Genomic DNA, 26,706 nt, shown 5'->3' with positions numbered 1-26,706 from the left:
ATCGCTCATGGTCTAGTTGAGCCGCAACTCGGCGGCCGCACGCAGTTGGTCTGACTGGTGCTTGAGCACCACGCCGAGCGTCTGCAGGACGACCTCGTCGTCGATCGTGTCCAGTCCGAGTGCCACCAGGGTGCGACCCCAGTCGATGGTCTCCGACACGCTCGGCACCTTCTTGAGCGCCATCGCGCGCAGTACCCCCACCACCCGAACGAGCTGCTCGGCCAGTCGGTCGTCGAGTTCAGGCACCCGGGAGGCGAGAATCTTGCGCTCCAACTCGGGCGTCGGGAAGTCGAGGTGCAGGTACAAGCAGCGCCGCTTGAGCGCCTCGGACAGTTCGCGGGCCGCATTAGAGGTGAGGACCACGAAGGGACGGCGGGTCGCCTCGATAGTTCCGAGTTCGGGGATGGTCACCGCGAAATCGCTGAGCACCTCCAACAGGAGGCCCTCGATCTCGATGTCGGCCTTGTCAACCTCGTCGACCAACAGCACAGTGGGCTCGCTGCGCCGGATCGCGGTGAGCAACGGCCGGGACAGCAGGAACTCCTCGGAGAACACGTCGTCGCGCGTGGAGTCCCAGCCCTCGCCTTGGCCGGCCTGGATCCGCAGGATCTGCTTGGCGTGATTCCACTCGTAGAGCGCACGGGCCTCGTCCACGCCCTCGTAGCACTGGAGGCGGATGAGTTCCGCCTCAGTGGCGGAGGCGACGGCCTTGGCGAGTTCCGTCTTGCCAACGCCTGCCGGGCCCTCGATGAGCAACGGCTTTCCCAGCCGGTCGGCGAGGTAGACCACGGTCGCCGTCGAACGGTCGGCCAGGTACCCCTGTCCGCCGAGCGCATCGATGACGTGGTCGATACTCTCAAAAGCAGGGCGCTGGGCGGTGCGAGCTCGGTCCATCGGGTGGGTCCTTTTCGGTTCGGGTTCGTCGGTGGCGGGTCGGTGATCGGCCCGGGCGCGCGGCGTCTACGGCCGCACGTGCCCCTTGCCATGGGCGATCCACTTGGTGCTGGTCAGCTCCTCGAGCCCCATCGGGCCGCGGGCGTGGAGCTTCTGGGTGGAGATACCGATCTCGGCGCCGAAGCCGAACATCTCGCCATCGGTCCAGGCGGTGGAGGCGTTGACCATCACCGCTGCCGCGTCGACGCGAGCACAGAACTGGTCCGCCACGTCGATGCTTCGGGTGGAGATGGCCTCGGTGTGGCCCGACGACCAGCGGGCGATGTGATCGATCGCCTCGTCCACCCCGTCGACCACCTTGAGCGCGATGTCCAGGCTCAGGTATTCCTCGCCCCAGTCGACGTCGTCGGCCGGCACCAGGCCCTCGCGGTCACCGTGGACGGTGACACCGGCGGACTTCAGCGCCCCTACGACGCGGTCCACGGCCGCGTCGCCGAGAGCGGCGTCGAGCAAAACGGTCTCGGTGGCGTTGCAGACGCTGCACCGCCGGGTCTTGCCATTGAGCAGCAGACTGATCGCTTCATCCAGGTCCGCGTCTCCATGGATGTAGAGATGACAGTTTCCGGTGCCCGTCTCGATGGCCGGGACCTTGGCGTTCTCCACGACGGTCTGAATGAGACCAGCCCCGCCGCGGGGGATGACGACATCGACCAGGCCGCGCGCCTGGATGAGGTGCGTGACCGATGAGCGGTCCTCGGACGGCAGGAGCTGGGCCGCGTCCACGGGCAAGCCGTGCTCGGCGAGGACGCCGCGCACGACCTCGACTAGGGCCTCGTTGGAGTTGCGGGCCGAGCGCGAGCCCCGCAGAAGGGCGGCGTTGCCAGACTTGAACGCCAGACCGAATGCGTCCACTGTGACGTTGGGTCGCCCCTCGTAGATCATCCCGATCACGCCCAGCGGTACTCGCACCTGTCGCAACTGCAAGCCGTTGGGCCGGGTCGTCCCGCGGGTGACAGTCCCGATGGGATCGGCCAGACCGGCCACCTGTCGTAGACCGCCGGCGATGCCTTCGATGCGATCGGCGTTCAGCCGCAACCGGTCGAGCATGGCCTCACTCATCCCAGCCTCGGCCTGCTCGGCGATGTCTCGCGCGTTGGCCTCGAGGATCGTCGCCTCCGCGGCCTCCAGTGCGTCGGCGGCGGCCAGCAGCAGAGCGTTCTTACGGTCCGCCGTGAGCAGAGCGAGCTCGCGCGAGGCTGCCTGGGCGCGACGGGCGGCGTCGTGGACAGCGTCGCGGGTCGGGTCCGCAACGGGCCTGTCGGCGTCCGTCTGGCCGATGAGGTCGGGGGCGTCGAGGTGGCTCATGGTCATAGCTTCCAGCTTACCGATGAGGCCAGTGGCACTACTGGAACGAGTCAGACAACCAGAACCGCGATCATGAAGCCACTGTCGTCTCCGAATGGCAGGAGATCCCACGTCGACCACCGCTGCTGCACCCGCAATCCGGCCCGTTCGGCGTCGCGGTCGAATTCCTCGCGCGTCCAGCCCCGGTCGAGTCCGAAACCCACCACCAGCCGCCCGGCGCGTCCGTCTGTGCCTTCGTCGGCGGTCGCCAGCCGGGCGGCGAGGTTGGTCAGCACGGCGTGGCGGTCGGAGGGGTCCACGAAGGCGAGGACGTTGCCCGCCGACACCGCGAGGTCGTACGGCCCGCGGGCCCAGTCCTCGTCGGCCAGGTCCGCGACTTCCCACGTGGCCCCGGGGCACGACTCGCGCGCCCGCTCGATGAGGTAGGGGTCGAGGTCTACCCCGGTGACTCGGTGGCCTCGCTCGTGCAGGTAGGCGCCCATCCGACCCTGCCCGCAGCCCACGTCGAGTATCCGCGCGCGCCGCGGCGCCATGGCGTCGGCCAGCCGCGCCTCGCCGTCGATGTCCACGCCCTCGGCCACCATGTCGTCCCAACGTCGGGCGTACCGCCGGGAGTGCTCGGGGTCGGCCTCCACGATCTGCTTCCATGTCTGCGCCATGCGGCCCAGTATGGCCTCCGGGGGTGAAGGACGTCGACGACGACGAGAGCCGCAACGGCCGAGCCGGCGGATCACGGTGGTCAGGAGCTGATGCCGCGGATCAGTCGGAAGGTGGGCAGATCAGCTCCCCTGGTCTGATTGACGAGGGTCACCGCGAGGCTCCCGCCGAGCTGGTCGACGACGGCGATCGCCCGGAACCCGCCGGTCCCGCCGTTGTGCCACAGGGTGCCCTCGCCAGCGCGATGCCAGCCGAGCCCCATCCGCCCGGGACCTGACGGCGGCGTCGCCTGGGTGAGTCGGACCGCGTCCTCGAGGGCGGTGGTCGAGGGATCAAGATGCGCAGCGAGGAATCGCGCCATGTCGGATGCCGTGGAGCGCAGTGCTCCCGCGCCCGGGATGCCACGCAGCGGCCACGGCTCGGCGCCGCGGCGCCGGCTGCGGTGCCCCAGGGCCGTCCGGCGCCGCTGATCGTCGGTCATCAGGTCCTCGGTCACGGTGTCGGGCATGCCCAGCGGTCCGCAGATCCGGTCCCTGGCGAGCTCCCCGAAGTCGGCGCCCGTCGCGCTGGTCATCGCGATGCCGAGGAGGCCGAAGCCGAGGTTCGAGTACTTCGGCGTACCCTGCCCCGGGCGTCGACGCGGGCGGACGTCCCGGAGGCCCGACAGGACGACCCGCTCGGTGAGGTCCGCATAGGGATCCGCCCCCGTGCGCAGGTAGGCGAGGTTCTCCCGGAGCCCCAACCGGCCGGGTGATCGCGGTAGCCCGGAAGTGTGGGTCGCGAGTTGCTGCAGTGTGATCGGGTCGCCGCCCCGTCCCGGCAGATCCGTGCCGGCGGGAAGCAGGTCCCGGACAGGGGTGTCGAGCCGCCACTGCCCCCGGACGACACCGTCGGCCAGCAACAGTGCGGTGAACACCTTGGTGATGGAGCCGATCTCGAAGAGCGTGCGGGCGTCCGGAGTCTCATCCCGGCCGGTGTCCCCGCGGGAGGCGGTGTGGACGCGGCCCGGTGGTCCGGCAGCCATCACGACGCCGACCCGCCTGTGCGCCAGTCGGTCCACCGCCCGCTCGACCTGTCCTACGATGTCCTGCTCCCCACCGGTCATGAGGACGAGTAAACCCCCCCGGGCCCTGAGCCGCAGATGCCCTGTCGGAGCAGTGGGGCACGATGGGCCCATGACCTCGCCAGCGGACCGCCCCAGCTCCGACAGCTCGATCGCCGGGGACCGTTCTGCGCTCCGGGCCCGTGCCGACGAGCTGCTGAGCGCTCTCGCCGGACCAGGCGCCGTCCTGCGCGAGGACCAGTGGGTCGCCATCGAGGCACTGGTGGCGGACCGGCGACGCGCCCTCGTGGTCCAGCGCACCGGCTGGGGCAAGTCGGCGGTGTACTTCATCGCCGCCCGGCTGCTCCGCGAGCTGGGGTCCGGTCCCACCGTGATCGTCTCGCCGCTGCTCGCGCTCATGCGAAACCAGGTCGAGGCCGCAGCCCGGGCGGGGGTGCGGGCGGCCACCATCAACTCGGCCAACATGACCGAGTGGGATGAGGTCCGCTCGGCCGTGCGGGCCGGTGAGGTCGACGTACTGCTCGTGAGTCCCGAGCGACTCAACAACCCCGACTTCCGGGACACAGTCCTGCCGGCGCTCGCGGCGGACGCCGGCCTGGTGGTGGTGGATGAGGCCCACTGCGTCTCCGATTGGGGCCACGATTTCCGCCCCGATTACCGGCGTATCCGCACTCTTCTCGCCGACCTCCCCCAGGGCGTGCCTGTCCTGGCCACCACGGCCACGGCCAATGACCGAGTGGTCCGCGATGTCGCGCAGCAACTCGGGGTCGGTGAGTCCGCCACAGAAGACACCCTCGTTCTGCGTGGCGGCCTAGATCGCGAGTCGCTTCGACTGTCGGTGGTAGACATCGATGACTCAGAGAAGCGCGCCGCCTGGCTCGTGGAGAACCTCGACTCCCTCCCGGGCAGCGGCATCATCTACAGCCTCACCGTCGCTGCGGCCGAGGACATGGCAGAACTGCTCACATCAGCCGGGCATCGGGTCAGCTCCTACACCGGACGCACCGACGCCGGTGAACGCGAAGAGCTCGAACGGGCGTTGCTCGGCAACGAGGTCAAAGCGCTGGTCGCCACCTCAGCGTTGGGTATGGGCTTCGACAAGCCGGACCTGGGCTTCGTCGTTCATCTGGGTGCCCCTCCGTCCCCGATCTCCTACTACCAGCAGATCGGCCGTGCCGGGCGTGCCGCCGACCGCGCCGAGGTGGTACTCCTCCCCGGGCCCGAGGACCGCGCCATCTGGAACCACTTCGCCTCGCTGGCGTTCCCGCCCGAAGATGTGGTTCGACGGGTCCTCGACGCCCTCGAACCCGATCGACCGCAGTCCACGCAGGCGCTCGAACCGGCCGTCGACCTCGGCCGCAACCGTCTCGAGATGGTGCTCAAAGTTCTCGACGTGGACGGTGCTGTCCAACGCGTCCGGGGCGGCTGGGTGTCCACCGGTCGACCGTGGCACTACGACGCCGAGCGCTACTCAGGTCTGGCGGAGGCACGGCAATCTGAGCAGCAGGCGATGCTGGAGTACCAGCGCACCGGGTCCTGCCGGATGGAGTTCCTCCGCGAGCAACTCGACGACCCGACCCTCGACCCGACCTCCGGTGGCTGCGGTCGGTGCGACAACTGCACGGGACAGCGCCGCACAACAGACGTCGACTCAGGAGCCCTGACCCGGGCCCGCGAGGCCCTCGAACGGCCCGGCGTGGTCCTGCCACCCCGCCGACAGTGGCCCACCGGCCTGGCCAAGTTGGACATCCCACTCAAGGGCAAGATCGCCGACGGCCCCGCCGAGGGCCGGGCTCTGGCCCGCCTGACCGACCTCGGTCTGGGCCAGAAGCTGCGCGCCCTGCTCGCCGAGCCCGACCAGGACGCCCCGGAATGGCTTATCCGCGCCTGCGTACCCGTCCTACGTGAGTGGGGCTGGAGCGACCGGCCCACCGGCGTCACCGCCCTGGTCACCGGCGATCACCCGCGACTGGTCACCAGCCTCGCCCACGCCCTGGCACAGATGGGTCGCATGGAGCATCTCGGCGAGATCACCCGAGACCCGGCTCTGCCTCCGGTGACGGCCCAGAACTCCGCGTACCGCGTGGCCCAGTTGTGGGGCACGTTCACCGGTCCGTCGGCCCCGTCCGACGGACCGGTCCTCTTGGTCACGGACCTGCTTGGGACGGGCTGGACGGTCACCGAGGCGGCCCGCCACCTGCGTTCCGCCGGTGCTTCCGCAGTCCTGCCCCTGGTCGTGGCCTCAGCCGGTTAGGTCTCCGCACGCGCATCGACAGAACGGACTCCGACACGGAATCATCGACCCATGCGAATTCCTGCGAGTCTCTCCCGGTCGGCCGGGCCGGGGTTCGCCCCTGACCCGTCGAATCCGTCATGAGCGCCCTGACGGTGGTCGCCCTGGCGGTGGGATTCGTCCTGCTCATCGGCGGCGGCGAGGTGTTAGTGCGGGGCGCCGGCGGGCTAGCCGCGGTTCTCGGTATCTCCCCGCTGGTGGTGGGGCTCACCGTCGTCGCCTTCGCCACCTCGGCGCCGGAGTTTGCGGTGAGTGTCGATGCCGGGCTGAGCGGTTACCCGGGATTGGCCGTCGGCAACGTGGTGGGCAGCAACATCGCGAACATCCTGCTCATCCTGGGCCTCACCGCGATCGTCGCCCCGCTGGCGGCGACGTCCCGGATCGTGCGTGTCGACATTCCCATCATGGTGCTGTTCTCGCTAATCATGCTGGTCGTGGCACTCGATGGCACGATCAGCTTCCTCGACGGTCTGCTTTTGTTCGCCGGCCTGTTGACGTACGTGGTGGCGACGATCGTCATCTCGCGCAGGCGGGGTGCAGACCGGGCTGGCGCGGCAGCGGAGGACTCGAACGGTGATGACCCGGTCGATGTCGCCGCGGGTCGTGAAGGCGAGGGCGAAAATCACTCGTCCGGCGTCGGCACGTCATACCCGGTTCTCGTCAGCAGCGCGCTCGTGGTCGTCGGGGTGGTTCTGCTGGTGGTCGGGGCCCGACTACTCGTCACGGCGGCGAGTGATCTCGCGTCGGCATGGGGGATGATTGATCTGGTCATCGGTCTCACGGTGGTGGCTATCGGGACGTCGCTCCCGGAGCTCGCCACGAGCATGGTGGCGGCCATCCGAGGCGAACGTGACCTGGCCATCGGCAACATCGTCGGCAGCAACGTGTTCAACATCGGTGCGGTTCTCGGGATTACATCGCTCTTCACGCCGATCCAGGTCGCCCCTGGGGCCATCCGCTTCGACCTGCCGATCATGCTCGCCGTCTCGCTGGTCCTGCTCCCGATCGTCTTCACCGGTTTGGCGATCAAGCGGTGGGAGGGCCTGCTCTTCACCGGGTTCTACGCCGCGTACGTCGTCTACGTAGTGCTCGAGGCGGCCGACCACGACGCATTGGATCCGTTCAGCGCAGCGATGCTCTGGTTCGTCATCCCCGTCACAGTGTTGTGGTTGATCGTGCTGGCCACGTATGAACTGGGTGTGCTGCGGAGCCGGAGGCAGGTGCGCGAACGGCCCACCGCGGCGGCGGAGGGTCGCGCGGACGGGCAAGGCCCTTCAGAGACGGTCTCCGACCTCGGTTAACCTGCGTCGCGGGGCCCGTTCGCCGACCGCCGCCGAACCCGCCCACACCAGTCGCCACGATCCCTGCACGGCGAAAAACGCCACGCCGTCCAGCGCGATCAGCCCGACGCCGGTGACGGTGGTGATCATCGCAAGCGAGCTAGGCTGATCTCACGGCGTCATCAGTCCCGCGAGCAGCGGGCCGGCCAGATGGCTGGCGAAGGTGGCGTTGGCGATCAGTCCCAGCACCAGCTCCGCGAGACCGAGTTTCTGCCGGATATCGAGCAGGGTGAGGCCGTAGACAGAGCGCGCAATGCCGAACGCGACGCCGACCACCGCCGCGCCAGCGCTTCCGATCCCCACAGCGGTGAGCGTGCGCCCCGCGCGGCCGCCCGTTTCGATCAGACCTCCCGCGCCATCGCCCGGCCCGCCTTCATCCCCGAGAAGATGCAGCCGCCGAGGAACGTGCCCTCAAGAGCGTTGTAGCCGTGGACGCCACCACCACCGAACCCGGCGGCCTCCCCAGCCGCGTACAAACCGGGAAAGAGCTCGCCATCGGGGGTCAGGCACTGCGAATCCAGCGTGGTCTCGATCCCCCCGAGCGTTTTGCGGGTCATCAGGTGGACCTTGACGCCGATGAGCGGCCCCCCGGAGCCCGCAGCCGAACCCTTGCCCGGCCCCGAATGCTTGAGCAACCGGTGCGGCTTGGCCAGGCGCGTGAGCTTGTCGGTGAGCACCCGGCGGGAATTATGGATGGCCTGCACCTGGGCGTCCTTGGCGAACGGATTGTCCATCTGCCCGTCCATGGCCAGGACGAACTCGCGGACCTTCTCCACGTCCAGTTCGGGCTCACCCTCGCGCAAGGTGCTGTTCAACCCGCCGACCAGCTCCTCGATGGTGTCGGCGACCACCCAGTCGACACCCTTCTCGGCGAAGTCCGCGATCGACGGCGGAAGGCCACCGCCGGCCTTGGACGCGAACTTCTTCAGGCTCTTGTCCGTCAGCTCAGGGTTCTGCTCGGAACCGGAGAGGATGAACTCCTTGCCCGCGATAGCCGAATCGAGAATGAACCAGGAGTAGTCGTATCCGGTTGTGCGGATGGCCTCGATGGAGGCGGTCGTGTGGAACCCGGGGAACAGGGGCACCGGCATCCGGTCGCCGTTGGCGTCCAGCCACAGCGTGGACGGGCCCGGAATGATGCGGATCGCGTGCGACGGCCACACCGGCGCGAAGTTGGCCACGCCCTCCGTGTAATGCCACATCCGATCTCGGTTGATGAGGTGGGCTCCCGCCATCTCGGAAATCTCCAGCATCCGGCCGTCCACGTGCTCCGGAACGCCCACGATCAGGTGCTCTGGCGCGGCCCCGAGCCGGTCGGCGGGCCAATACTTGCGCACCAGGTCGGGGTTGCCGCCGATCCCACCCGAGGCTAGGAGTACAGCCTTCGCGCGGAATTCGAACTGGCCGGTCTCTTCCCTGGGTGAAGCCACACCCCGGTCGTAATCGCACGGCGCGAGGGTCACACCACGCACGCCCACGGCGCGGTCGTTCTCCACGATGATCTCGTCCACACGGTGACGCACGGCGAAACGCACCAGCCCGGCGCGGGCGGCGTCCAGGACGGGCTCCTCGAACACCCGCACCACCTCGGGCCCCGTCCCCCAGGTCACGTGGAAACGCGGGACAGAGTTGCCGTGGCCCGCCACGTCGCCGCCGCCGCGCTCGGCCCAGCCGACGGTGGGGATGATCCGCAGGCCCAGGTCGTGGAGGTATCGCCGCTTCTCCCCCGCGGCGAACTCGACGTAGGCACGCGCCCACTGCCGCGGCCAGTGGTCCTCGGGGCGGTCGAACCCGGCGGAGCCGAGCCAGTCCCGCCACGCCAACTCGAGTGAGTCCTTGATGCCGATCCGCCGCTGCTCGGGGGTGTCGACCAGGAAGAGCCCGCCAAGGGACCAGTAGGCCTGACCACCGAGGTTCTTCTCGTTCTCCTGGTCCACCACGAGCACCTTCTTGCCCGCCCGGGACGCCTCGTAGGTGGCGACCAGACCGGAGAGCCCGTGGCCCACGATGATCACGTCAGGGACGAAGCCGGGCTCGGGCGCCGGCAGCGGACCAGTGTTCGACGCCCGCGATGTGGACGGCGGTTGCCACGCCGGGTAGACAGGATGGACGGGCCGGGCCTCCCCGGTGGTGCGATGCGAACGGGACGCAGGACTAGTCATGGGTCCAGTGTGCACCGTCACTCCAGCAGGTGGCGCAGATACCGATCAGGTGCGTCGAGGTAGCGCCGGTAGTGGTCGACCATCCCCAGATCCTCCCAACGACCACGCTGGATGCCGGAGTCGGTGAGCTCATACAGCGCGGCCCCCGGAACCGAGGCGAGGATCGGCGAGTGGGTGGCCATGAGTACCTGTGCGCCGCGCCGGTCAGCCAGTTCGAGCAACAGGGCGACCAGCCTGAGTTGGGCGGCAAAAGACAATCCGGCCTCGGGCTCGTCCAGTACGAACAGTCCACCGTCCGCGAATCTCGACGTGGTGACGATGTCCCAGAACGCTTCGCCGTGACTGCGGGAATGGAAGTCCTGCTCAGGACCCGAGGACTGCAGATAGGTGAACATGCCGTGCATGGTCTCGGCGCGCAGGAAATATCCCCACTTGGACGCGCCCCCGCCGCGGACCAACTGCACCGCGTCGTGAAGCTTCGACTCCGACTCCCAGGTGACGTCGCGGCCGTTGACGGACCCGCCCTCCGCGCCGAGCCCGTACGCCATCGCGACGGCTTCGACGATCGTCGACTTGCCGGTCCCGTTCTCCCCCACCAACACGGTGAGATCGTCGAGCTCGAGCCCGTCGCGTAGCAGCTGCGACACTGCCGGGATCGAGTACGGCCACTCGGCGGCACCGGTAGAGGCGAGATCGTGGCCGACCGTCGCATCGGCGTCTCGTCGCCGCTCGACCCGCACCACCGGCCGCGGATCGAGCACCCCACCAGCAGCCATGCCACGCACCCTACCGACGGCCGGTACCGTTTCTGCCATGCGGATCCACCAGCTCAACTGCGGCACGATGGCGGGCCTGGTCCCCACGCGCATCCTGCTCGTGGAGGCCGCGGACGATCTCGTGCTGGTGGACTCCGGGTTCGGTCTGCGGGACGTCGCCGACCCGGCCGGCCGCCTCGGTGCGATGCGCCACGCGCTGCGTCCGGCGCTGCGCAGCCACGAGACGGCGGTCCGACGCATCGAGGCGCTGGGTCTGGATCCGCGGGACGTGCGGCACATCGTGCTGACCCACATGGATGTCGACCACATCGGTGGTCTCGCCGACTTCCCGGACGCGCAGGTGCACGTCACCGCACAGGCACTGACGTGGGCGGTACGGACGCCGCGATTCCTCGAGCGCCATCGGTACCGGCGACCCCAGTGGTCCCACGGGCCGCACTTCGCCGAGTACGTCTACGGGACCGACCGCTGGGAGAACTTCCGGGTGCACCGCCTGGACCACGTCGCCGAGGGGATGATGCTGGTGGATCTTCCGGGCCACGCAGTGGGACACTCCGGCGTGTTCGTGCCCGGCGACGACGGCGGCAACGACGTCCTTCACGCTGGCGACGCGTTCTACCATCGCGGGCAGATCAGTCCGACGGTTCGTGTTCCGCGACCGATCCCCGCCATGGAACGCGCGATGGCGCTGGAGTCGCGTGCGGTGCCCATGACGCACGCCAGGCTCGCCGGGCTGGCCGAGCGCCGCCGCGACACCCTGGACGTGGTGTGCGCGCACGACCCCTCGGGGCCCGGAGGCTTGTGATGGTCCGGATTCGTGAGACCGCCTGGACGCCTGCCGAGCGAACCCAGCCTGACCCGGACCTGCCCGACCGCGCGGCCGCGCTCGCCGATCTCCTCCGGGGCCGACAGGCCACGATGCTCACCGGTGCGGGGATTTCGACGCCCTCGGGCATCCCCGACTACCGCGGGCCGGACTCGCCTGGGCGCACCCCCATGACCTACCAGCAGTTCGTGGGCGATCCTGCGTTCCGTCGGCACTACTGGGCCCGCAACCACCTCGGCTGGCGACACATGGAGGCCGCCCGCCCCAACACCGCTCACCTCACACTCGCCGACTGGGAGCGGCGCAACGTAGTGACCGGCGTGATCACCCAGAACGTGGACCTGCTTCATCTCAAAGCGGGCAGCCGGACGCTCGTGGACCTGCACGGCACCTACGCCGTGGTCACCTGCCTGGACTGCGGTCATCGTCAGAGCAGGTGGGCGCTGCACGAGGAACTCGAGCACCTCAACCCGGGTTTTCTCGAGCGCGTGGCATCCCGCGGCGCGATCGAGGTGGCCCCGGACGCCGACGCAGTCCTGACCGACACCTCGGACTTCCGTATGGCCGGGTGTCAGGCCTGTTCGGGCGTGCTCAAGCCGGACATCGTCTACTTCGGCGAGAGCGTGCCCGCCGCCCGAGTCCACGCGGCAAACGATCTCGTGGACGCCTCCGATCTCCTCGTCGTCGTCGGCTCCTCCCTCACGGTCCGCTCCGGATACCGGTTCGTACGGCGGGCGGTGACCACCGGAAAGCCCGTCGTGGTGGTCAACCGCGGCCGCACGCGTGCGCACGACGACGCCACCCTCACGATCGACGGCGATTGCGTTGAGGTCCTCACTCTGGTCGAACGGGCCCTGGCGCGGTAAGCCCGGTGGTCGTGCAGGAGGCCACAGGCGCAAGATGGAACCATGCCATCAGATCTCACACCTGCCGCCGCACTCGACCGACTCCTCACCGGTAACAAGCGCTACGTCGACGGCGAGGGGCTCCACATGCATCAGGATCCCGCCCGCCGCGCCGAGCTCACCGGGGAACAACACCCCTTCGGCATGGTGTTCGGCTGCGCCGACTCGCGAGTGCCTGCCGAGGTCGTCTTCGACCAGGGCCTGGGTGACCTGTTCGTCATCCGCAACGCCGGACACATCGTGGACCCGTCCGTCCTGGGCTCGATCGAATTCGGCGTGGACGTGCTGGGGATCCCGTTGACCCTGGTCCTGGGGCACACCTCGTGCGGCGCGGTCGGCGCGACGATCACCGCCATCGATACGCACTCGACCCCGTCCGGGTACCTGCGAGACGTGGTGGAGCGGATCTCGCCGGCCGTCTTCGAGGCTCGCCGCGACCCAGACGCCGGCTATGTCGACATCGTCATCGAGAACGTGCGCCAGACGGTCACCGCGATCCGGGAAAAGTCCACGGCCGTCAACCGCGCGATCGCCGAGGGACGTACCGCGATCGTCGGGGCGATCTACAACCTCGAGGCCGGGACGGTCACCCCGGTGTACACCGAGGGCACGATCACCGCGAACTGACCGCGGCCCGACCGGGCTGATCGGTCAGACCGGGTGGTGGGTCAGACCGGGACGAGATCGTCTGCATGCACCAACGGGCGCCCCTGACCGTTCCCGCCGGTACCGGCCTCCCGGTCGGCCAACCGGGCTCGGACTTCGATGGAGTCGTACTGCGCGATCCCACGGGCCACCACCCGGCCTTCGGCATCATGCATCTCGATGACATCACCGAAGTGGAAGAGCCCGTCCACGCCGGTCACCCCGGCCAACAACAGGGAGCGACGCGAGCCGGTTACCGCGCGGACCGCGCCGTCGTCCAACAGAACTGCGCCATGCGCGTCAGCAGCATGGCGGAGCCAGAAGCGCCGGGCGGTCATCCGCTCGGGCCGGGCCGCGAAGACCGTTCCCACGGCGGGGTCCGCTGCGAGGGCCTGTGGGGCGAGCTCTGCAGCGGTGAGCAGGACCGGGATGCCCGCCTCGGCGGCCAGGCGGGCCGCGGCGAGCTTCGACGCCATGCCGCCCGTCCCCAACGCCCCGCCGGCCCCGGCCACCACACCCTCTAGGTCGCTCTCGCCGCCGACCATCGTGACCGCGGTGGCCCCGCCCTTGCGGGGGTCGGAGTCGTACAGGGCGTCGACGTCCGAGAGCAGAATGAGGGCATCGGCGCTGATGAGGTGAGCGACCAGGGCGGCGAGCCGGTCATTGTCGCCGAACCGGATCTCGTTGGTGGCCACGGTGTCGTTCTCGTTGATCACCGGGACAGCGCGCAGAGTGCGCAGACGATCGAGGGTCCGCTGGGCATTGGCGGCACTGTCCCGGCGTCCGATGTCGGCAGCGGTGAGCAGGACCTGCCCCACCACCCTGTCGTAGCGGGCGAACGAGTCGCCCCAGGCCCGCGCCAGTTCGAGCTGACCGACGCTGGCGGCGGCCTGCTTCGCGGACAGGGTGGCGGGGCGGGTGGACATGCCCAGTGGGGCCATGCCGGCGCCGATCGCACCGGAGGAGACGACAAAGACGTCCGAACCCGCGGTCATCCGCGACTGGCAGACGTCGGCGAGTATGTCGAGCTCGGTCCGCCGAATCCCACCGTGGAAGCTGGTGATGGCTGAGGAGCCGATCTTGACGACCACACGGCGGGCAGCGCCGATACGACGGCGCAGTTCCCGCTCCGCGGTCACTCCAGGATCTCCTCGTCCGGGTCGATCAGCCCGCGACGCACCCGCTTACGGTACTTGCGCTCGGCAGCGCCGACCCGCTCGTCGGACTCGAGCCTGATGTCTGTGCCGCGGCCGGTACGCATGAGATCGACACCGGCCGGCGTCTGGGGCTCCCACTCGAAGGACACGTCGCCGATGGTGACCGTGCACCCCTCCTCGGCCCCGGCCTTGATGAGTGCGTCCTCGACACCGATCCGCGCGAGCCGGTCCGCGAGGAAACCCACGGCCTCGTCGTTCTCGAAGTCGGTCTGGCGGATCCACCGCTCAGGCTTGACACCGGTGACGACGAACGCGCCGCGTTCGGCCGGGTCCGGGCGGACGCGGAACTCCTCCACATCAACGGCCTTGGGGCGGATGACGATACGTTCCGGCGCGGCCGGCGGATTGGCCTTCCGGTGCGCCTTGATCAGTTCATAGAGCCCGTACCGCAGCTCGTCGAGGCCCTTGTGGGCGACCGCGGAGATGGCGTAGACCGGCCACCCCTTGTCCTCGAAGTGCCCGCGCACCATCTCCGCCATGTCAGCGGCGTCGGGAACATCGATCTTGTTCAGCACCACTACACGGGGACGATCGGCGAGATCGTCGATCCCGGCGTCGGTGAGTTCGGACCGGTAGGCGGCGAGCTCCGCTTCCAGGGCGTCCACGTCGGAAATCGGGTCCCGGTCGGGCTCGAGGTTCGCGCAGTCCACCACGTGGGCCAACACTGCGGTGCGCTCGATGTGGCGCAGGAAGTCCAGCCCCAATCCCCGCCCCTCGCTGGCGCCGGGGATGAGGCCGGGCACATCCGCGATGGTGAAGGTGTCATCGCCAACCGAGACCACACCGAGGTTGGGTGCGAGCGTCGTGAAGGGGTAATCGGCGATCTTCGGTTTGGCAGCGGAGAGCACCGAGACGAGGGAGGACTTTCCGGCGGACGGGAAGCCCACCAGTCCGACATCGGCCATGGACTTGAGTTCGAGCGTGAGATCGCGGACCTCACCGGGCTCGCCGAGCAGCGCGAAGCCGGGGGCCTTGCGTGCCCGCGAGGCCAGCGCGGCGTTGCCTAGTCCGCCCTTGCCGCCCTCGGCGGCGACGAAGCGGGTGCCGACTCCGGTGAGGTCAGCCAGCACTTCGCCATCCTCGTCCAGGACGACGGTGCCGGGCGGCACCGCCAGCACGAGGTCGGCACCCTGGGCACCGTTGCGGTGGGCGCCCATGCCGGGCTGGCCCTTGCCCGCCCGGGCGTGGGGCCGGAAGTGGAAGTCCAGAAGGGTGTGCACCTGGGGGTCCACGACGAGCACGACGTCGCCACCGTGGCCCCCGTTACCACCGTCCGGGCCGCCGAGCGGCTTGAACTTCTCACGGTGCACGGACGTGCAGCCGCGGCCGCCGTCCCCCGCCGCCAGGTGGAGGACTACGCGGTCGACGAATCTCGACATGGTGGGGGCTCCTCCTGGGGACGGGCGATGACGGACGGGACGGTGGAAATACTCTCGGGGGCCGGGTGTGGAGTCGTGAAGACCCCGCCCGGCCCCCGAGGGCGAATCATGAAAGTGGTCGGCTGCCGGGTCAGGCCTCGGCGCCGGCCGACACGATGTTCACGGTCTTGCGGCCGCGCTTGGTGCCGAACTCCACCGCACCGGCGGAGAGGGCGAACAGGGTGTCGTCGCCGCCACGGCCGACGTTCACGCCCGGGTGGAACTTGGTGCCACGCTGGCGCACCAGGATCTCACCGGCGTTGACCTCCTGGCCGCCGAAGCGCTTGACGCCGAGGCGCTGCGCATTGGAGTCACGACCGTTACGGGTGCTGGATGCGCCCTTCTTACTTGCCATGTCCGAGTCCCTCCTTCAGGGAGCACGCCCGAGGGCGCTGAGCTGGTGGCCTTGCCGGCCGGAGATGGATTACTTGATACCGGTGATCTTGACGACCGTCAGCTTCTGACGGTGGCCCTGACGCTTGTGGTACCCGGTCTTGTTCTTGAACTTGTGGATCCGGATCTTCGGTCCCTTGGTCTGCTCGACGATCTCGCCGGAGACGGTGACCTTGGCCAGGGCGTCGGCGTCGGAGGTGACGGCCGAGCCGTCGACCACGAGGATCGGGGACAGCGACACGGAGGTTCCGGCCTCGCCCTCGATCTTCTCGACCTTGACGTGGTCCCCTTCGGCGACCTTGTACTGCTTGCCGCCGGTCTTGACGATCGCGTACATCGAGGGCTTCCCCTTGCTTCTCGGGTGTGCGGCCGCCGGGGGCGACCACACCTGGTGTGCGGTGTTCTCTCTTGCTCGTCGACTCGCGTCGGTCGAGGTCCGCGGGCCCCGGAACCGCTTGCGGTCCCGGTGCGCGACTCCTCGCGCCACGACATAGCGCCGCGACGAGCGACCTGTCAAGGTTACGGTCCGGCGGCACAGCAGGTCAAACCGACCGTGCCGCCGGCCCGCGGCCAGGCTCGTCAGTCGCCCGAAGGGGCTGTCGTCGTCCGGGTCGCGCGACGCCTCGCAGGCCGCTTGCGCGGCTCGGCAACCACGGCGGGCGGCACCTCTGGCAGGGCCGCGGCCTCGACCTTCGCCACCGGGTCGGCCTGTGCAACCTTCGGCGCGGTGTCGGTACCGGCGGCGCCGGCCTCGCGGCGGGTGGACCGCCGTCGGGGGCGACGTCCGCCCGTCGACTGAGCCTCGGTCCCCGGCCCGGTATCGGAACCTGCTGCGGCGACCTCCTCCACGGCGGTTTCCGCCTCGGCCGCTACGGCGGCCTCCGACTGCGGCGCCTCAGCCACCTCGGCTATGGCCGTGTCCTCGGCAGCGGTCGCCGGCTCGGGAGCGCTGGTGGTCGCCCGCCTCGACGCCCGGCGGCGCCGCGCCGGGCGTGCGGTCCCCGCACCATCCGACGAATCGGCTTCGGTTGCCGCCGTCTCGGCCTCAGGAGCCGAGGCCGTCGCTGCCACGGGACCGGTCACGACCTCCGGCGCGGCAACAGGCGTCTCGGCGGCCGTGTCAGTACCACCATCGGCGTGGGGACCGTTGTCCTCGTTGGCCTCCGTCTCGGCGTCGGCGTTCTGACGTGCGATCGCCAGTGCGGCCGGGTGTGCGGCCGGCGCCGGACCGTCCTTGCGCGGGGCCTGCTTGGCCGCGGGCACCTCGGACTCCCCCGCCCCCTTGCCGTTGCCGCCGCGACGACGGCCCCGGCGGGCTCCGGGTTCGTCGGCGTTGTGCGACTCCGTGTGGAGCGGGTCGGCGTGCACGATCAGCCCGCGGCCCTGGCAGTGCTCGCACGGGGTGGAGAACGCCTCGACCAGCCCGGTGCCGAGCTTCTTACGGGTCAGCTGCACGAGGCCCAGCGAGGTGACCTCGGAGACCTGGTGGCGGGTGCGGTCGCGCCCGAGCGCCTCGGTGAGACGCCGCAGCACCAGGTCGCGGTTGGACTCCAGGACCATGTCGATGAAGTCGATGATCACCATGCCGCCAACATCGCGCAGCCGCAGCTGGCGGACGATCTCCTCGGCAGCCTCGAGGTTGTTCTTGGTGACGGTCTCCTCGAGGTTGCCACCGGATCCGGTGTACTTGCCGGTGTTGACGTCGATGACTGTCATCGCCTCGGTGCGGTCGATCACAAGGGAACCACCGGAGGGCAGCCACACCTTCCGGTCGAGCGCCTTGGCCAGCTGCTCGTCGACGCGGTGGGTGGCGAACACGTCCACCTCCGGATTGTCATGACGCTCGAGCCGCTCGACCATCTCCGGTGCGACCCGTGAGACATAGTCGTGAACCGTGTTCCACGACGTCTCGCCCTGGATGACGAGCTTGGAGAAGTCCTCGTTGAACAGGTCCCGGACGACCTTGACCAGCAGATCGGGTTCTTCGTACAGGGCCACGGGCGTGCCGGCTCCTGAGCCGGTGCGCTTGTCTGCCGCCTCGGAGATCTCAGACCACTGGCTGGCGAGGCGTTCGACGTCGCGGCCGATCTCGTCGGCGCTGACTCCCTCGGCGGCGGTGCGGATGATCACCCCGGAGCCCTCGGGGACGACCTCCTTGAGGATCGCCTTGAGACGACGACGCTCGGTGTCCGGCAGCTTTCGGGAGATGCCGGTGGAGTGTCCGTCCGGCACGTACACGAGAAAGCGTCCGGCCAGCGAGATCTGCGTGGACAGGCGGGCACCCTTCTGCCCGACCGGGTCCTTGGTGACCTGCACCAGCACCATGTCGCCGGATTTGAGCGCCTGTTCGATGCGCCGCGCTTTGCCCCCGAGCCCGGCGGCTTCCCAGTTGACCTCGCCGGCGTACAGAACGCCGTTGCGGCCGCGCCCGATGTCGACGAACGCCGCCTCCATGCTGGGCAGCACGTTCTGCACGCGACCGAGGTAGACGTTGCCGACCATCGACCGCGCGGACTCGGTGGTGACGAAATGCTCCACGAGCACTTTGTCCTCGAGCACGCCGACCTGGGTCATGAGGCCCTTGCCGTCACCGCGCTGCTTCTCGCGGACCACCATGACACGATCCACGGATTCGCGACGGGCGAGGAATTCGGACTCGGACAGGATCGGCTGGCGACGACGACCTGCCTCGCGCCCGTCGCGGCGTCGCTGACGCTTGGCCTCGAGTCGCGTCGAACCGGTGATGCCCTGCACCTCGTCGGACGAGGTGTCGGAGCCCTGGCCACCGCGCGCGGGGCGGCGGCGCGCCTCTCGCTCGTGGACCTCGGTGTGTGCCGGGTCATCGCTTGTGGTCTGAGGGTCGTCGGAGCCAGAGCCCCCACTGCGACGACGACGACGGCGACGACGCCTCGAACCGGACGGTGCACTGCCCGAATCGTCCGAACCGTCACTATCGGCGTCCTCGGAGTCGGAGCGCCCGTCGGAGTCGTCGTCGGAGTCGCCTGAGTCATCGCGCGCAGTCTTGCGCTCGTCCTCGTTCCGGTCCGAATCGCGGCCCGAATCGCGCGAATCCGAGTCGGCGGCACGGGAACCGACATCGGAGTCCCGGTCGCTGCTCGCGGACGTCTCGTCAGAGGAGTCATCCCGTGGGTCGCTGCCGTCCGCCGCACCGATGTTCTCGCCGTTTTGCTCGTCGCCTGCCTCGCCGCGACCGCGCCCACGTCCGCGACGCCCCCGCCTGCGCCGACGGGTCCCGCCGTCACCGGAGTCGGACTGGTCGGTGGCCCCGCCGTCATCGGCGTCCTGGTCTTGCTGATCCTTCTGGGCCTTAACGTCCTCGGTCACGGACGCTGGTGTGGTCTCCGTCACGGACTCCGTGCGGGTCTGTCCCCGGTCGCGTCGGCTGCGGGACTCGCTCTCGGAGCCGACGTCCGATGACGTCTGCGGCGAGGCCTCGTCGGGTGAGAGGAACAGCGGGGAGAACGTCGGGGTCGCGGTGGACCGGCGGCGCCGGTTACCCGATTCCTCTGCGCCCACCTCGCCGGTGACGATCGCGATCTCCGGCAGCGGTGGGCGGTTCCGCGCGCTCGTCCCGGCGCCTCCGGTCGCCGCGGATTCCTCCGCGGTCCGGGCGCCGGACTTCTCTGCGGCCAGCGACGCGGACTTTTCCCGGTCTGTGGTTTTCTCGGCCGTTCCTTCTGCTGAGGTCTTGCGCGCCGGACTCTTCTTGGCGGGCGACTTCCGCGTGGGGGCCTTCTCCGTCGCCGTCGTCTCGGCGGGCGCCTTGGCGGCCCTCTTGGCGGCGGCCTTTTTCGCAGGAGTCTTCCTGGCGGGAGGCTCGGCGGCGGCGACTTCGGCGGCGGGTGCCTGCGCGTCCGCTGCCTCGGCGGAGGCGGCGACGGGTGCGGTACCAGCGTCCTGACCCCGGGTGGTGAACCAGTTCAGTAGCACCTCGCGGGTCACCCCGGATTGGGCGCTCTTGATCTCCACGCCGATCCCGGCCATGGCGGCCAGGAACTCCTTGCTGGACATGCCCACGGCCCTGGCGGCCGCGTGCGCGCGCATCCTGTCGGGAAGCGCGTTGATGTCATCAATGGTCAGGTTCGGATCCGACACGTGTCTCCTCCGGCCGGACTCCGGGCGCGATCACGTCACCGGCTACCGGTGACCCACGCCGCCGCACGGGGTCGGGCGTTTTCTTGTCTCGGCCCCACCGGGGTGAGGCAACGTCTTGTGGTCCGCAGTTCCGGGACGAACCGGGCCACGGATGGCGGGCGCCCGTTCCGGGGCGGACTGGTGGTCCACTCGCCAGGATGAGCTTCGATCATTCTCCCACACCCGCCACCGAAACGTCGTCGCCCGGCACCGCCAGACGAGAACGCGCCCGTCGGGCCGGGGGCCGACGGGCGCGTGTGCACCCCAATCTTCGCGGACGGGATGGGGCCTATAGGCCGGGGAACCAGAGTGCGATCTCTCTGGCCGCGGACTCTTCGGAGTCCGAACCGTGGACGAGATTGAACTGGGTCTCCAGGCCGAAGTCGCCGCGGATCGAACCGGGTACGGCCTTCTCCACGGGGTCAGTGCCCCCGGCGAGCTGACGCCACGCGGCGATGGCCCGGGGCCCCTCGAGGACACCGGCAACGACGGGGCCGGAGGTGATGAACTCCAGCAGGTCACCATAGAAGGGACGCTCGGCGTGCTCGGCGTAATGCTCTGCCGCGGTCTCCTGAGGCACTGCGCGCATGTCCATGGCGACGATCTTGAGGCCCTTGGCCTCGATACGAGCCAGGATGGTCCCGGTCAGGCCCCGTACGACACCGTCGGGCTTGATGAGGAAGAAGGTTCTCTCGGTCACGAGGGGGATCCTACAAGCCCGGCGTCCACATCGATCGCGCGGCGTCGTCAGTCGTACTGGCTGGGCAGGTAACCTCCGGCCATCCGACGGGACAGGTCCCGGCGCAGGTACAGGATGTAGGCCCAGACCACGGCGAACATCAGGCCGCAGACCCCCATCGACCAGTGCACGGCCCAGCCGGCCACGGCCAGGCCTGCGAGCGTGAGGTTCAGCGGGATCGCCCAGGCCCTGCGTTGGAGCCCACTGGCGACGAGCATCGCGATCGCCAGGAGGCTGACGAACCATACCTTCCACGGTTGGAAGTGGGCGCCGTCGTCGAGCCGGGCGATCACCGTGAGCACCAGGCCGATCACAATCGCCTCGAGCACCAGCGTGCCGGCCATGATTCCCCGCAGCCCCTTCCACGGGTCCACCGAGGGTTCGTGCGCGGCGCCCCGGGGGCCGGGGGTCGGGTCGGTCACTGTGCGTCCTTTCCGAACAGGCTCCGGGCGGCGCCGGCAGTCACTACGGAACCGGTGACGAGCACGCCGACGCCCGAGACGTCGTCGTCTGCGGTCGGATCCGGGACCCCGACCAAGTCGAGGGCAGCGCTGACCGCGTCGGGCAGGTTCTCCACAACGTGCACGCGCTGTGCGGTGAACCGCTCCTCTGCGATGCGGGCGAGCTCGTTGAGGTCCATCGCGCGCGGCGAGGCGGCCCGGGTGACGACGACCTCCTCCACCACTGGTTCGAGTGCGGCGAGGAATGCGTCGGCGTCCTTGCCGTCGAGCATCGCGACCACGGCGACGAGCCGTCTGAAATCGAATTCCGAGGTAACGGCTTCGGCGAGCGCACGTCCCCCGTGGCCGTTGTGGGCGGCGTCCACGAGGACGGTCGGGCTGGAGCTGAGCCGTTCGAGACGTCCCGGGTTGTCCACAGCGGCGAAGCCGGCTCGGATGAGTTCCGGATCCAGGGCCCGGTCCGGACCGGCACCGAAGAAGGCCTCGACGGCCGCGAGTGCTGTCGCCGCATTCTCCGCCTGGTGCTCTCCGAAGAGTGGAAGGAACACCTCCGGATATTCTCCGCCGAGCCCCCGGAGGGTGAGCTGTTGGCCACCGACGGCGACCCGCCGCTCGACCACGTCGAATTCCGAACCCAGGCGAGCCACGACCGCTCCCACCTCCACGGCGCGACGCAACAGAACCTCCATGGCCTCGGGTTCCTGCCGCCCGATCACGGCGATCGGATCCCGCGGAAGCAGGTCGTCGTCCGGCCCCGGCTGGATGATCCCGGCCTTCTCCCCCGCGATCGCCGCGAGGTCCTGGCCCAGGTAATCGGTGTGGTCCAGCCCGATCGGCGTGATGACGGCGACGGCGGGCCGGACCACGTTGGTGGCGTCCCATGTCCCGCCCATCCCCGTCTCCACGACGGCCACCTCGACGGGTGCGTCGGCGAATGCGGCGAACGCCATCGCGGTCAGCACCTCGAAGTAGCTCATGCGCGGGCCACCGGCATCCTCGGACCGCTGGTCTACCAGTTCGAGATAAGGCTGCAGTTCCCGGTAGGTGTCCACGAAGGTGCGTGCGGTGACGGGCTCGCCGTCCAACGCGATGCGTTCGGTGACGCTCTGGAGGTGGGGGCTGGTGTTTCGTCCAGTCCGCTGGTGAAGCGCGCGCAGCAGTGCGTCGACCATCCGGGTGACTGACGTCTTGCCGTTGGTGCCAGCCACGTGGACGACGGGGTACGCGTGCTGTGGATCCCCGAGCACGGAGGTCAGTTCGGCGATGCGGTCCAGGCTCGGCTCGAGCCGGGTCTCCGGCCATCGGGTGGCCAGCTCCTCCTCGACTACCGCCAGATCGGCCGTGTCGGCTTGCCACTCGGGACTGCCGACCTCGGGGATCGGGCGCGGCGGCAGGTGATCGTCGCCCTCGGATTCCTCATCGCCCGGGATCGGGCCTCCGAGCGGGACGCCCGAGACCAGGCCGTCCTCGCCGAGCATCTCGGCGACGTCCTCCTCGGTCGGGGTGTCCCATCCCTCGTCCGGGTCGTGCGGCGGGAGCCACCTGCGGTCGCTCACGCGGGGTCACTCCCCGCGGGCATCGCGTCGAGGCGGGCGGTGATCCGGGCGACCTCGTCCTCGGCGCGGGCGCGGCGGGCGCGGATTTTATCGACAACGTGGTCGGGCGCCTTTCCCAGGAATGCCTCGTTGCCGAGCTTGGCACTGGTGGTCTCGAGTTCCTTGCGCGCGGCAGCGAGGTCCTTCTCCAACCTGCGCCGCTCGGCGGCGAGGTCGATCGTCCCGGAGGTATCGATCTCCACGTCCACCGTCGCCAGCCCGAGTCGGACCTCCAGCGAAGCCGTGGCGGTGAAGTCCTCGGCGGCTGGGGTCAATCGGGCCAGCGCGGACACTTGGTCCAACAGATCCGCAGGCAGGTCCGCGGCGTCCACCCCGGAAATACGCGCTGGCACCCGCTGCCCGGGTTTGAGCCCCTGGTCCGACCGGAAGCGCCGGATCTCAGTGACGAGGATCTGAACGTCGGCCACGCGACGGACCGACACAGCGGCGTCGTCGGCCGGCACCACATCGGTCGGCCACTCGGCGACCACCACCGACTCCCGTCCGGTCAACGCGGTCCACAGCGTCTCGGTGACGAATGGGATGACCGGGTGCAGCATCCGCATCAGCGCGTCCAGCACATGACCGAGCACGAGCCTCGTATTCTCGGCCCGCTCGGAGGCACGGGACGCATCGTCCGAGCCGAACTGGACCTTCGCGAGTTCGAGGTACCAGTCGCACACCTCGTCCCACGCGAAGTGGTACAGCGCCTCGCACGCCTTGGAGAACTCGTAGCGGTCCAGTGCGTCGTCGACACCCACCCGGACCTCCCCGAGACGGTGGAGGATCCACCGGTCCGCGTCGGTGAGTGCGGACGTGGTGGGGAGCGGTCCTACCGTCGCGCCGTTCATCAGAGCAAAGCGGGTGGCGTTGAAGAGCTTGGTGGCAAAATTGCGCGAGGCCTGGGCGGCGTCGTCGCCCACCGACAGGTCCCCGCCCGGGTTGGCACCGCGGGCCAGGGTGAAGCGCAGGGCGTCGGCGCCGAAGCGATCCACCCAGTCCAAGGGGTCGATCCCGTTGCCCTTCGACTTGGACATCTTCTGGCCGTGCTCGTCGCGGACCAGTCCATGGAGGAACACGTCGGTGAACGGCACCGTCCCGGGGGCGGCCTTGTCGCCGGTGAGTGTGCGGCCCACGAACGTACCGAACATCATCATCCGGGCCACCCAGAAGAACAGGATGTCGTACCCGGTGACGAGCACGGAGGTGGGGTAGAACCGTTCGAGGTCGGTGCTGCGCTCCGGCCAGCCCATGGTCGAGAACGGCCACAGTCCGGACGAGAACCAGGTGTCGAGCACGTCGGCGTCCTGGGTGTACCCGGCGGGCGGCTCCTCGTCGGGGCCCACGCAGACCACCTCGCCGTCGGGGCCGTACCAGATCGGGATCCGGTGACCCCACCACAGCTGACGCGAGATGCACCAGTCGTGCATGTCGTCAACCCAGTCGAACCAGCGCGGCTCCTGACTCTTGGGGTGGATGACCGTGTCGCCATTGCGCACGGCGTCCCCCGCCATCGTCGCCAGCTCGTCGACGCGGACCCACCACTGGAGTGACAGGCGCGGCTCGATCGGCTCGCCCGAGCGTTCGGAGTGGCCCACCGAATGCAGGTAGGGGCGCACCTCCTTGACAATGCGCCCCTGCTCGGCAAGGTCCTCTCGGACGGCTTTGCGGGCCTCGAAACGGTCCATCCCGTCGTAGCGGGTCCCTGTACCCGTGATGTGGCCGGTCGAGTCCATGATCGTGGGCATCTCGAGCCCGTGACGCTGGCCTATCGCGAAGTCATTGGGGTCGTGCGCCGGCGTGACCTTCACCGCTCCGGTGCCGAACTCGGGATCGACGTAGTCGTCTGCGACCACGCGCATCGTCCACCCATCGCGGAACGGATGCGGGATTTCGGTCCCCACCAGGTGCGTGTAGCGCTCGTCCTCGGGATGGACGGCGATCGCGGTGTCGCCGAGCATCGTCTCGAGCCGGGTCGTGGCCACCACCAGGTGCGGCTCGGAGTCGTCCATCGACCCGTAGCGGAAACTCACCAGTTCGCCCTCGACGTCGGAGTACTTGACCTCGATGTCGGAGATGGCGGTCTGGAGGGTGGGCGACCAGTTGACCAGCCGCTCCGCGCGGTAGATCAGGCCGTGGTCGTAGAGCTCCTTGAACATGGTCTGCACGGCGCGCGAAAGACCGTCATCGAGGGTGAACCGCTCACGCGACCAGTCGACGCCGTCGCCGAGGCGACGCATCTGCTCGCCGATCGTGCCCCCGGACTCGCGCTTCCACTCCCAGACCTTCTCGACGAACGCGTCACGGCCGATCTCGTGGCGGTCGACCCCCTCGTCGCGGAGTTTGCGGTCCACCAGGGTCTGCGTGGCGATCCCGGCGTGGTCCATGCCGGGAAGCCACAGCACTTCGAAACCCTGCATCCGCTTGCGCCGCGTGAGGACGTCCATCAGGGTGTGGTCGAGCGCGTGGCCCATGTGCAGGCTGCCGGTCACGTTCGGCGGCGGCAGCACCACAGAGTAGCCGGGCTTATCGCTGGACGGGTCGGCCTCGAAGTAGCCGGCATCCACCCAGCGCTGATATAGCTCGGCCTCCACCTCACCTGGATTCCAGGAGGCGGGCAGTGAGTCCGCGCGGTCGGTGTCAGAGGCGGCAGAAGCTGGAGTCGTCACCCGGCCATCCTAGGCCGTGGGCGTCGGGGTCGAGCACACGCCGTCGCCCCGACCCGCCCGAGGTCAGTCGGCCAGGCCCAGTCCGTGAACGGCGTCACGCTCCGAGACCAGCTCCGCCACCGACGCGTCGATGCGGGATCGTTGGAACTCCCCGATCTCCAGGCCTTCGACGACCTCCCATTCCGCGCCGCGGCTTCGACACGGTAGCCCCGTCACCACGCCGGGCGTCGTGCCGTACTGCCCCTCGGACGGCAGCGCGACCGTTGTCCAACTCTCGCCCGGGGTCCCGTGCACCCAATCCCGCATCTGGTCGACCGCCGCACCGGCGGCCGAGGCGGCCGACGAGGACCCGCGGACCGAGATGATCTCGGCTCCCCGGTTGGCGACCCGCGGAATGAACGTGTCGGCCAGCCACGGCTGGTCGAGCCCGTCGGTGACCGGCTCACCCCGCAACGTCAGATAGGACACGTCGGGGAACTGGGTGGCCGAATGGTTACCCCAGACCACCACCCCGTCGAGGTCGGCGACCGGTTCGCCCAGTCGGGTGGCGAGTTGGCTCAGCGCGCGGTTGTGGTCGAGCCGCATCAGCGCGGTGAATCGTCCGGCGGGCACGTCGGGCGCATGCCGGTGGGCGATGTAGGCGTTGGTGTTGGCGGGGTTTCCCACCACCACCACCCGCACGTCGTCGGCAGCGTGGCTGTTGATGGCTCTCCCCTGCTCACGGAAGATCGCCCCGTTGGCGGTGAGCAGGTCGGCGCGCTCCATGCCCTTCCCGCGCGGCTTGGCCCCCACGAGAAACGCCGCGTTGGTGCCCTCGAACGCCGAGTCCACGTCATCGGTGATCTCGATCGACTCGACCAGCGGGAGCGCGCAGTCCTCGATCTCCATGGCCACGCCCTCCGCCGCGACCACGGCCGACGGGATGTCGAGCAGACGCAGGCGGACCGGGGTCTCGGGCCCGAACACCAGCCCGGAGGCGAGACGGAACAGCAACGAGTAGGCGATCTTTCCGGCGGCTCCGGTGACGGTCACGGTGGCCGGGGTGGAAGTGCTCATGTGGTAGGGACCTTCCGGGGACGACGATGGGTCGGTTCCCACAGTAGTGAGAATGCTCGGCTGCCTACGGCTGGCCT

General features: G+C 69.3%; 23 protein-coding genes. 5 read left to right on the top strand and 18 right to left on the bottom strand.

Annotated elements, in window-relative coordinates; all coding sequences use genetic code 11:
• Positions 1-12: 12 nt before the first annotated feature.
• The 4 genes from FQ137_RS13165 to FQ137_RS13150 all read right to left on the bottom strand — a co-directional run bounded on the left by FQ137_RS13165 (position 13) and on the right by FQ137_RS13150 (position 4,021).
• Positions 13-894, bottom strand: a complete 882-nt coding sequence (locus tag FQ137_RS13165) for a MoxR family ATPase (RefSeq protein ID WP_149293061.1) — start codon at positions 892-894, stop codon at positions 13-15.
• A 66-nt stretch (positions 895-960) separates the two neighbouring features.
• Positions 961-2,265, bottom strand: coding sequence for a glutamate-5-semialdehyde dehydrogenase (locus FQ137_RS13160; protein ID WP_149293060.1), 1,305 nt, complete (start codon positions 2,263-2,265; stop codon positions 961-963).
• A 44-nt stretch (positions 2,266-2,309) separates the two neighbouring features.
• Positions 2,310-2,918, bottom strand: coding sequence for a class I SAM-dependent methyltransferase (locus FQ137_RS13155; RefSeq protein WP_149293059.1), 609 nt, complete (start codon positions 2,916-2,918; stop codon positions 2,310-2,312).
• Positions 2,919-2,998: 80 nt separating this feature from the next.
• Positions 2,999-4,021: a serine hydrolase gene (locus FQ137_RS13150; protein WP_188065030.1), complete on the bottom strand. Its 1,023-nt coding sequence runs from the start codon at positions 4,019-4,021 to the stop codon at positions 2,999-3,001.
• A 70-nt stretch (positions 4,022-4,091) separates the two neighbouring features.
• Here FQ137_RS13150 and FQ137_RS13145 point away from each other — a divergent pair, with 70 nt between their 5' ends.
• Together FQ137_RS13145 and FQ137_RS13140 are read left to right on the top strand one after the other, a co-directional pair.
• A complete protein-coding gene (locus tag FQ137_RS13145; RefSeq protein WP_149293057.1) occupies positions 4,092-6,233 on the top strand; it encodes an ATP-dependent DNA helicase RecQ in 2,142 nt (713 codons plus the stop codon).
• Between the two features lie 119 nt (positions 6,234-6,352).
• Positions 6,353-7,573, top strand: coding sequence for a calcium/sodium antiporter (locus FQ137_RS13140; protein WP_149293056.1), 1,221 nt, complete (start codon positions 6,353-6,355; stop codon positions 7,571-7,573).
• Here the strand turns inward: FQ137_RS13140 and FQ137_RS15410 are convergent.
• The 4 genes from FQ137_RS15410 to FQ137_RS13125 are packed head-to-tail and all read right to left on the bottom strand — an operon-like array spanning position 7,547 to position 10,550.
• Positions 7,547-7,702: a hypothetical protein gene (locus FQ137_RS15410; RefSeq protein ID WP_188065028.1), complete on the bottom strand. Its 156-nt coding sequence runs from the start codon at positions 7,700-7,702 to the stop codon at positions 7,547-7,549. The two genes, FQ137_RS13140 and FQ137_RS15410, sit on opposite strands and share 27 nt — an antisense overlap.
• 21 nt (positions 7,703-7,723) lie before the next feature.
• Positions 7,724-7,915 (bottom strand): hypothetical protein, encoded by a 192-nt coding sequence (locus FQ137_RS13135; protein ID WP_149293055.1) that lies wholly within the window; start codon positions 7,913-7,915, stop codon positions 7,724-7,726.
• Positions 7,916-7,953: 38 nt separating this feature from the next.
• On the bottom strand, positions 7,954-9,774 hold the full coding sequence (locus tag FQ137_RS13130) for an FAD-binding dehydrogenase (protein WP_149293054.1): 1,821 nt from the start codon (positions 9,772-9,774) through the stop codon (positions 7,954-7,956).
• Positions 9,775-9,791: 17 nt separating this feature from the next.
• Positions 9,792-10,550: an AAA family ATPase gene (locus tag FQ137_RS13125; RefSeq protein WP_149293053.1), complete on the bottom strand. Its 759-nt coding sequence runs from the start codon at positions 10,548-10,550 to the stop codon at positions 9,792-9,794.
• 37 nt (positions 10,551-10,587) lie between these two features.
• On the opposite strand from FQ137_RS13125, the gene FQ137_RS13120 reads away from it, so the two are divergent.
• Genes FQ137_RS13120 through FQ137_RS13110 form a run of 3 tightly spaced genes read left to right on the top strand, consistent with a single transcriptional unit; the run spans position 10,588 to position 12,908 of the window.
• A complete protein-coding gene (locus FQ137_RS13120; protein WP_149293052.1) occupies positions 10,588-11,355 on the top strand; it encodes an MBL fold metallo-hydrolase in 768 nt (255 codons plus the stop codon).
• Positions 11,355-12,242 (top strand): Sir2 family NAD-dependent protein deacetylase, encoded by an 888-nt coding sequence (locus tag FQ137_RS13115; protein WP_149293302.1) that lies wholly within the window; start codon positions 11,355-11,357, stop codon positions 12,240-12,242. The genes FQ137_RS13120 and FQ137_RS13115 overlap by 1 nt, the downstream gene beginning before the upstream one ends.
• Before the next feature lie 42 nt (positions 12,243-12,284).
• Positions 12,285-12,908 carry a carbonic anhydrase gene (locus tag FQ137_RS13110; RefSeq protein WP_149293051.1) on the top strand — a complete coding sequence of 208 codons (624 nt, stop codon included), beginning with the start codon at positions 12,285-12,287 and terminating at the stop codon, positions 12,906-12,908.
• Positions 12,909-12,949: 41 nt separating this feature from the next.
• Here FQ137_RS13110 and proB read toward each other — a convergent pair whose 3' ends face one another.
• The 10 genes from proB to FQ137_RS13060 form a co-directional block, all read right to left on the bottom strand.
• On the bottom strand, positions 12,950-14,065 hold the full coding sequence (proB, locus tag FQ137_RS13105; protein ID WP_149293050.1) for a glutamate 5-kinase: 1,116 nt from the start codon (positions 14,063-14,065) through the stop codon (positions 12,950-12,952).
• A complete protein-coding gene (obgE, locus tag FQ137_RS13100) occupies positions 14,062-15,522 on the bottom strand; it encodes a GTPase ObgE (RefSeq protein ID WP_149293049.1) in 1,461 nt (486 codons plus the stop codon). The genes proB and obgE overlap by 4 nt, the downstream gene beginning before the upstream one ends.
• Positions 15,523-15,652: 130 nt before the next feature.
• Positions 15,653-15,916: a 50S ribosomal protein L27 gene (rpmA, locus tag FQ137_RS13095; protein WP_108846984.1), complete on the bottom strand. Its 264-nt coding sequence runs from the start codon at positions 15,914-15,916 to the stop codon at positions 15,653-15,655.
• Between the two features lie 69 nt (positions 15,917-15,985).
• Positions 15,986-16,291: a 50S ribosomal protein L21 gene (rplU, locus tag FQ137_RS13090; protein WP_067719729.1), complete on the bottom strand. Its 306-nt coding sequence runs from the start codon at positions 16,289-16,291 to the stop codon at positions 15,986-15,988.
• Positions 16,292-16,533: 242 nt separating this feature from the next.
• Positions 16,534-20,070, bottom strand: a complete 3,537-nt coding sequence (locus FQ137_RS13085) for an Rne/Rng family ribonuclease (RefSeq protein ID WP_149293048.1) — start codon at positions 20,068-20,070, stop codon at positions 16,534-16,536.
• Positions 20,071-20,398: 328 nt separating this feature from the next.
• A complete protein-coding gene (gene ndk, locus FQ137_RS13080) occupies positions 20,399-20,809 on the bottom strand; it encodes a nucleoside-diphosphate kinase (RefSeq protein ID WP_149293047.1) in 411 nt (136 codons plus the stop codon).
• A gap of 47 nt (positions 20,810-20,856) precedes the next feature.
• Positions 20,857-21,270, bottom strand: coding sequence for a DUF4233 domain-containing protein (locus FQ137_RS13075; protein ID WP_149293046.1), 414 nt, complete (start codon positions 21,268-21,270; stop codon positions 20,857-20,859).
• Positions 21,267-22,865, bottom strand: a complete 1,599-nt coding sequence (locus FQ137_RS13070; RefSeq protein WP_188065025.1) for a folylpolyglutamate synthase/dihydrofolate synthase family protein — start codon at positions 22,863-22,865, stop codon at positions 21,267-21,269. Before FQ137_RS13070 ends, FQ137_RS13075 begins: the two co-directional genes overlap by 4 nt.
• Complete coding sequence (locus tag FQ137_RS13065; protein WP_149293045.1) at positions 22,862-25,573, bottom strand: valine--tRNA ligase; 2,712 nt, start codon at positions 25,571-25,573, stop codon at positions 22,862-22,864. The genes FQ137_RS13070 and FQ137_RS13065 overlap by 4 nt, the downstream gene beginning before the upstream one ends.
• Before the next feature lie 63 nt (positions 25,574-25,636).
• Positions 25,637-26,629 carry a malate dehydrogenase gene (locus FQ137_RS13060; protein ID WP_149293044.1) on the bottom strand — a complete coding sequence of 331 codons (993 nt, stop codon included), beginning with the start codon at positions 26,627-26,629 and terminating at the stop codon, positions 25,637-25,639.
• Positions 26,630-26,706: the final 77 nt, after the last annotated feature.

The sequence above is a fragment of the Dietzia sp. ANT_WB102 genome (assembly GCF_008369165.1).
In the GTDB taxonomy this organism is placed as follows: domain Bacteria; phylum Actinomycetota; class Actinomycetes; order Mycobacteriales; family Mycobacteriaceae; genus Dietzia.
Note: the sequence above shows the minus strand (reverse complement) of the source record. Positions and strands in the feature narration are given on the sequence as shown.

Bases quoted from the DNA above. Each gene is read 5' to 3' on its own strand.
- FQ137_RS13145 (WP_149293057.1), top strand. From the start codon at position 4,092: ATGACCTCGCCAGCGGACCGCCCCAGCTCCGACAGCTCGATCGCCGGG.
- rpmA (WP_108846984.1), bottom strand. From the start codon at position 15,916: ATGGCAAGTAAGAAGGGCGCATCCAGCACCCGTAACGGTCGTGACTCC.
- FQ137_RS13115 (WP_149293302.1), top strand. From the start codon at position 11,355: ATGGTCCGGATTCGTGAGACCGCCTGGACGCCTGCCGAGCGAACCCAG.
- FQ137_RS13165 (WP_149293061.1), bottom strand. From the start codon at position 894: ATGGACCGAGCTCGCACCGCCCAGCGCCCTGCTTTTGAGAGTATCGAC.
- FQ137_RS13140 (WP_149293056.1), top strand. From the start codon at position 6,353: ATGAGCGCCCTGACGGTGGTCGCCCTGGCGGTGGGATTCGTCCTGCTC.
- FQ137_RS13060 (WP_149293044.1), bottom strand. From the start codon at position 26,629: ATGAGCACTTCCACCCCGGCCACCGTGACCGTCACCGGAGCCGCCGGA.
- FQ137_RS13160 (WP_149293060.1), bottom strand. From the start codon at position 2,265: ATGACCATGAGCCACCTCGACGCCCCCGACCTCATCGGCCAGACGGAC.
- FQ137_RS13150 (WP_188065030.1), bottom strand. From the start codon at position 4,021: ATGACCGGTGGGGAGCAGGACATCGTAGGACAGGTCGAGCGGGCGGTG.
- rplU (WP_067719729.1), bottom strand. From the start codon at position 16,291: ATGTACGCGATCGTCAAGACCGGCGGCAAGCAGTACAAGGTCGCCGAA.
- FQ137_RS13155 (WP_149293059.1), bottom strand. From the start codon at position 2,918: ATGGCGCAGACATGGAAGCAGATCGTGGAGGCCGACCCCGAGCACTCC.
- FQ137_RS13130 (WP_149293054.1), bottom strand. From the start codon at position 9,774: ATGACTAGTCCTGCGTCCCGTTCGCATCGCACCACCGGGGAGGCCCGG.
- FQ137_RS13120 (WP_149293052.1), top strand. From the start codon at position 10,588: ATGCGGATCCACCAGCTCAACTGCGGCACGATGGCGGGCCTGGTCCCC.
- FQ137_RS13125 (WP_149293053.1), bottom strand. From the start codon at position 10,550: ATGGCTGCTGGTGGGGTGCTCGATCCGCGGCCGGTGGTGCGGGTCGAG.
- obgE (WP_149293049.1), bottom strand. From the start codon at position 15,522: ATGTCGAGATTCGTCGACCGCGTAGTCCTCCACCTGGCGGCGGGGGAC.
- FQ137_RS15410 (WP_188065028.1), bottom strand. From the start codon at position 7,702: ATGATCACCACCGTCACCGGCGTCGGGCTGATCGCGCTGGACGGCGTG.
- FQ137_RS13110 (WP_149293051.1), top strand. From the start codon at position 12,285: ATGCCATCAGATCTCACACCTGCCGCCGCACTCGACCGACTCCTCACC.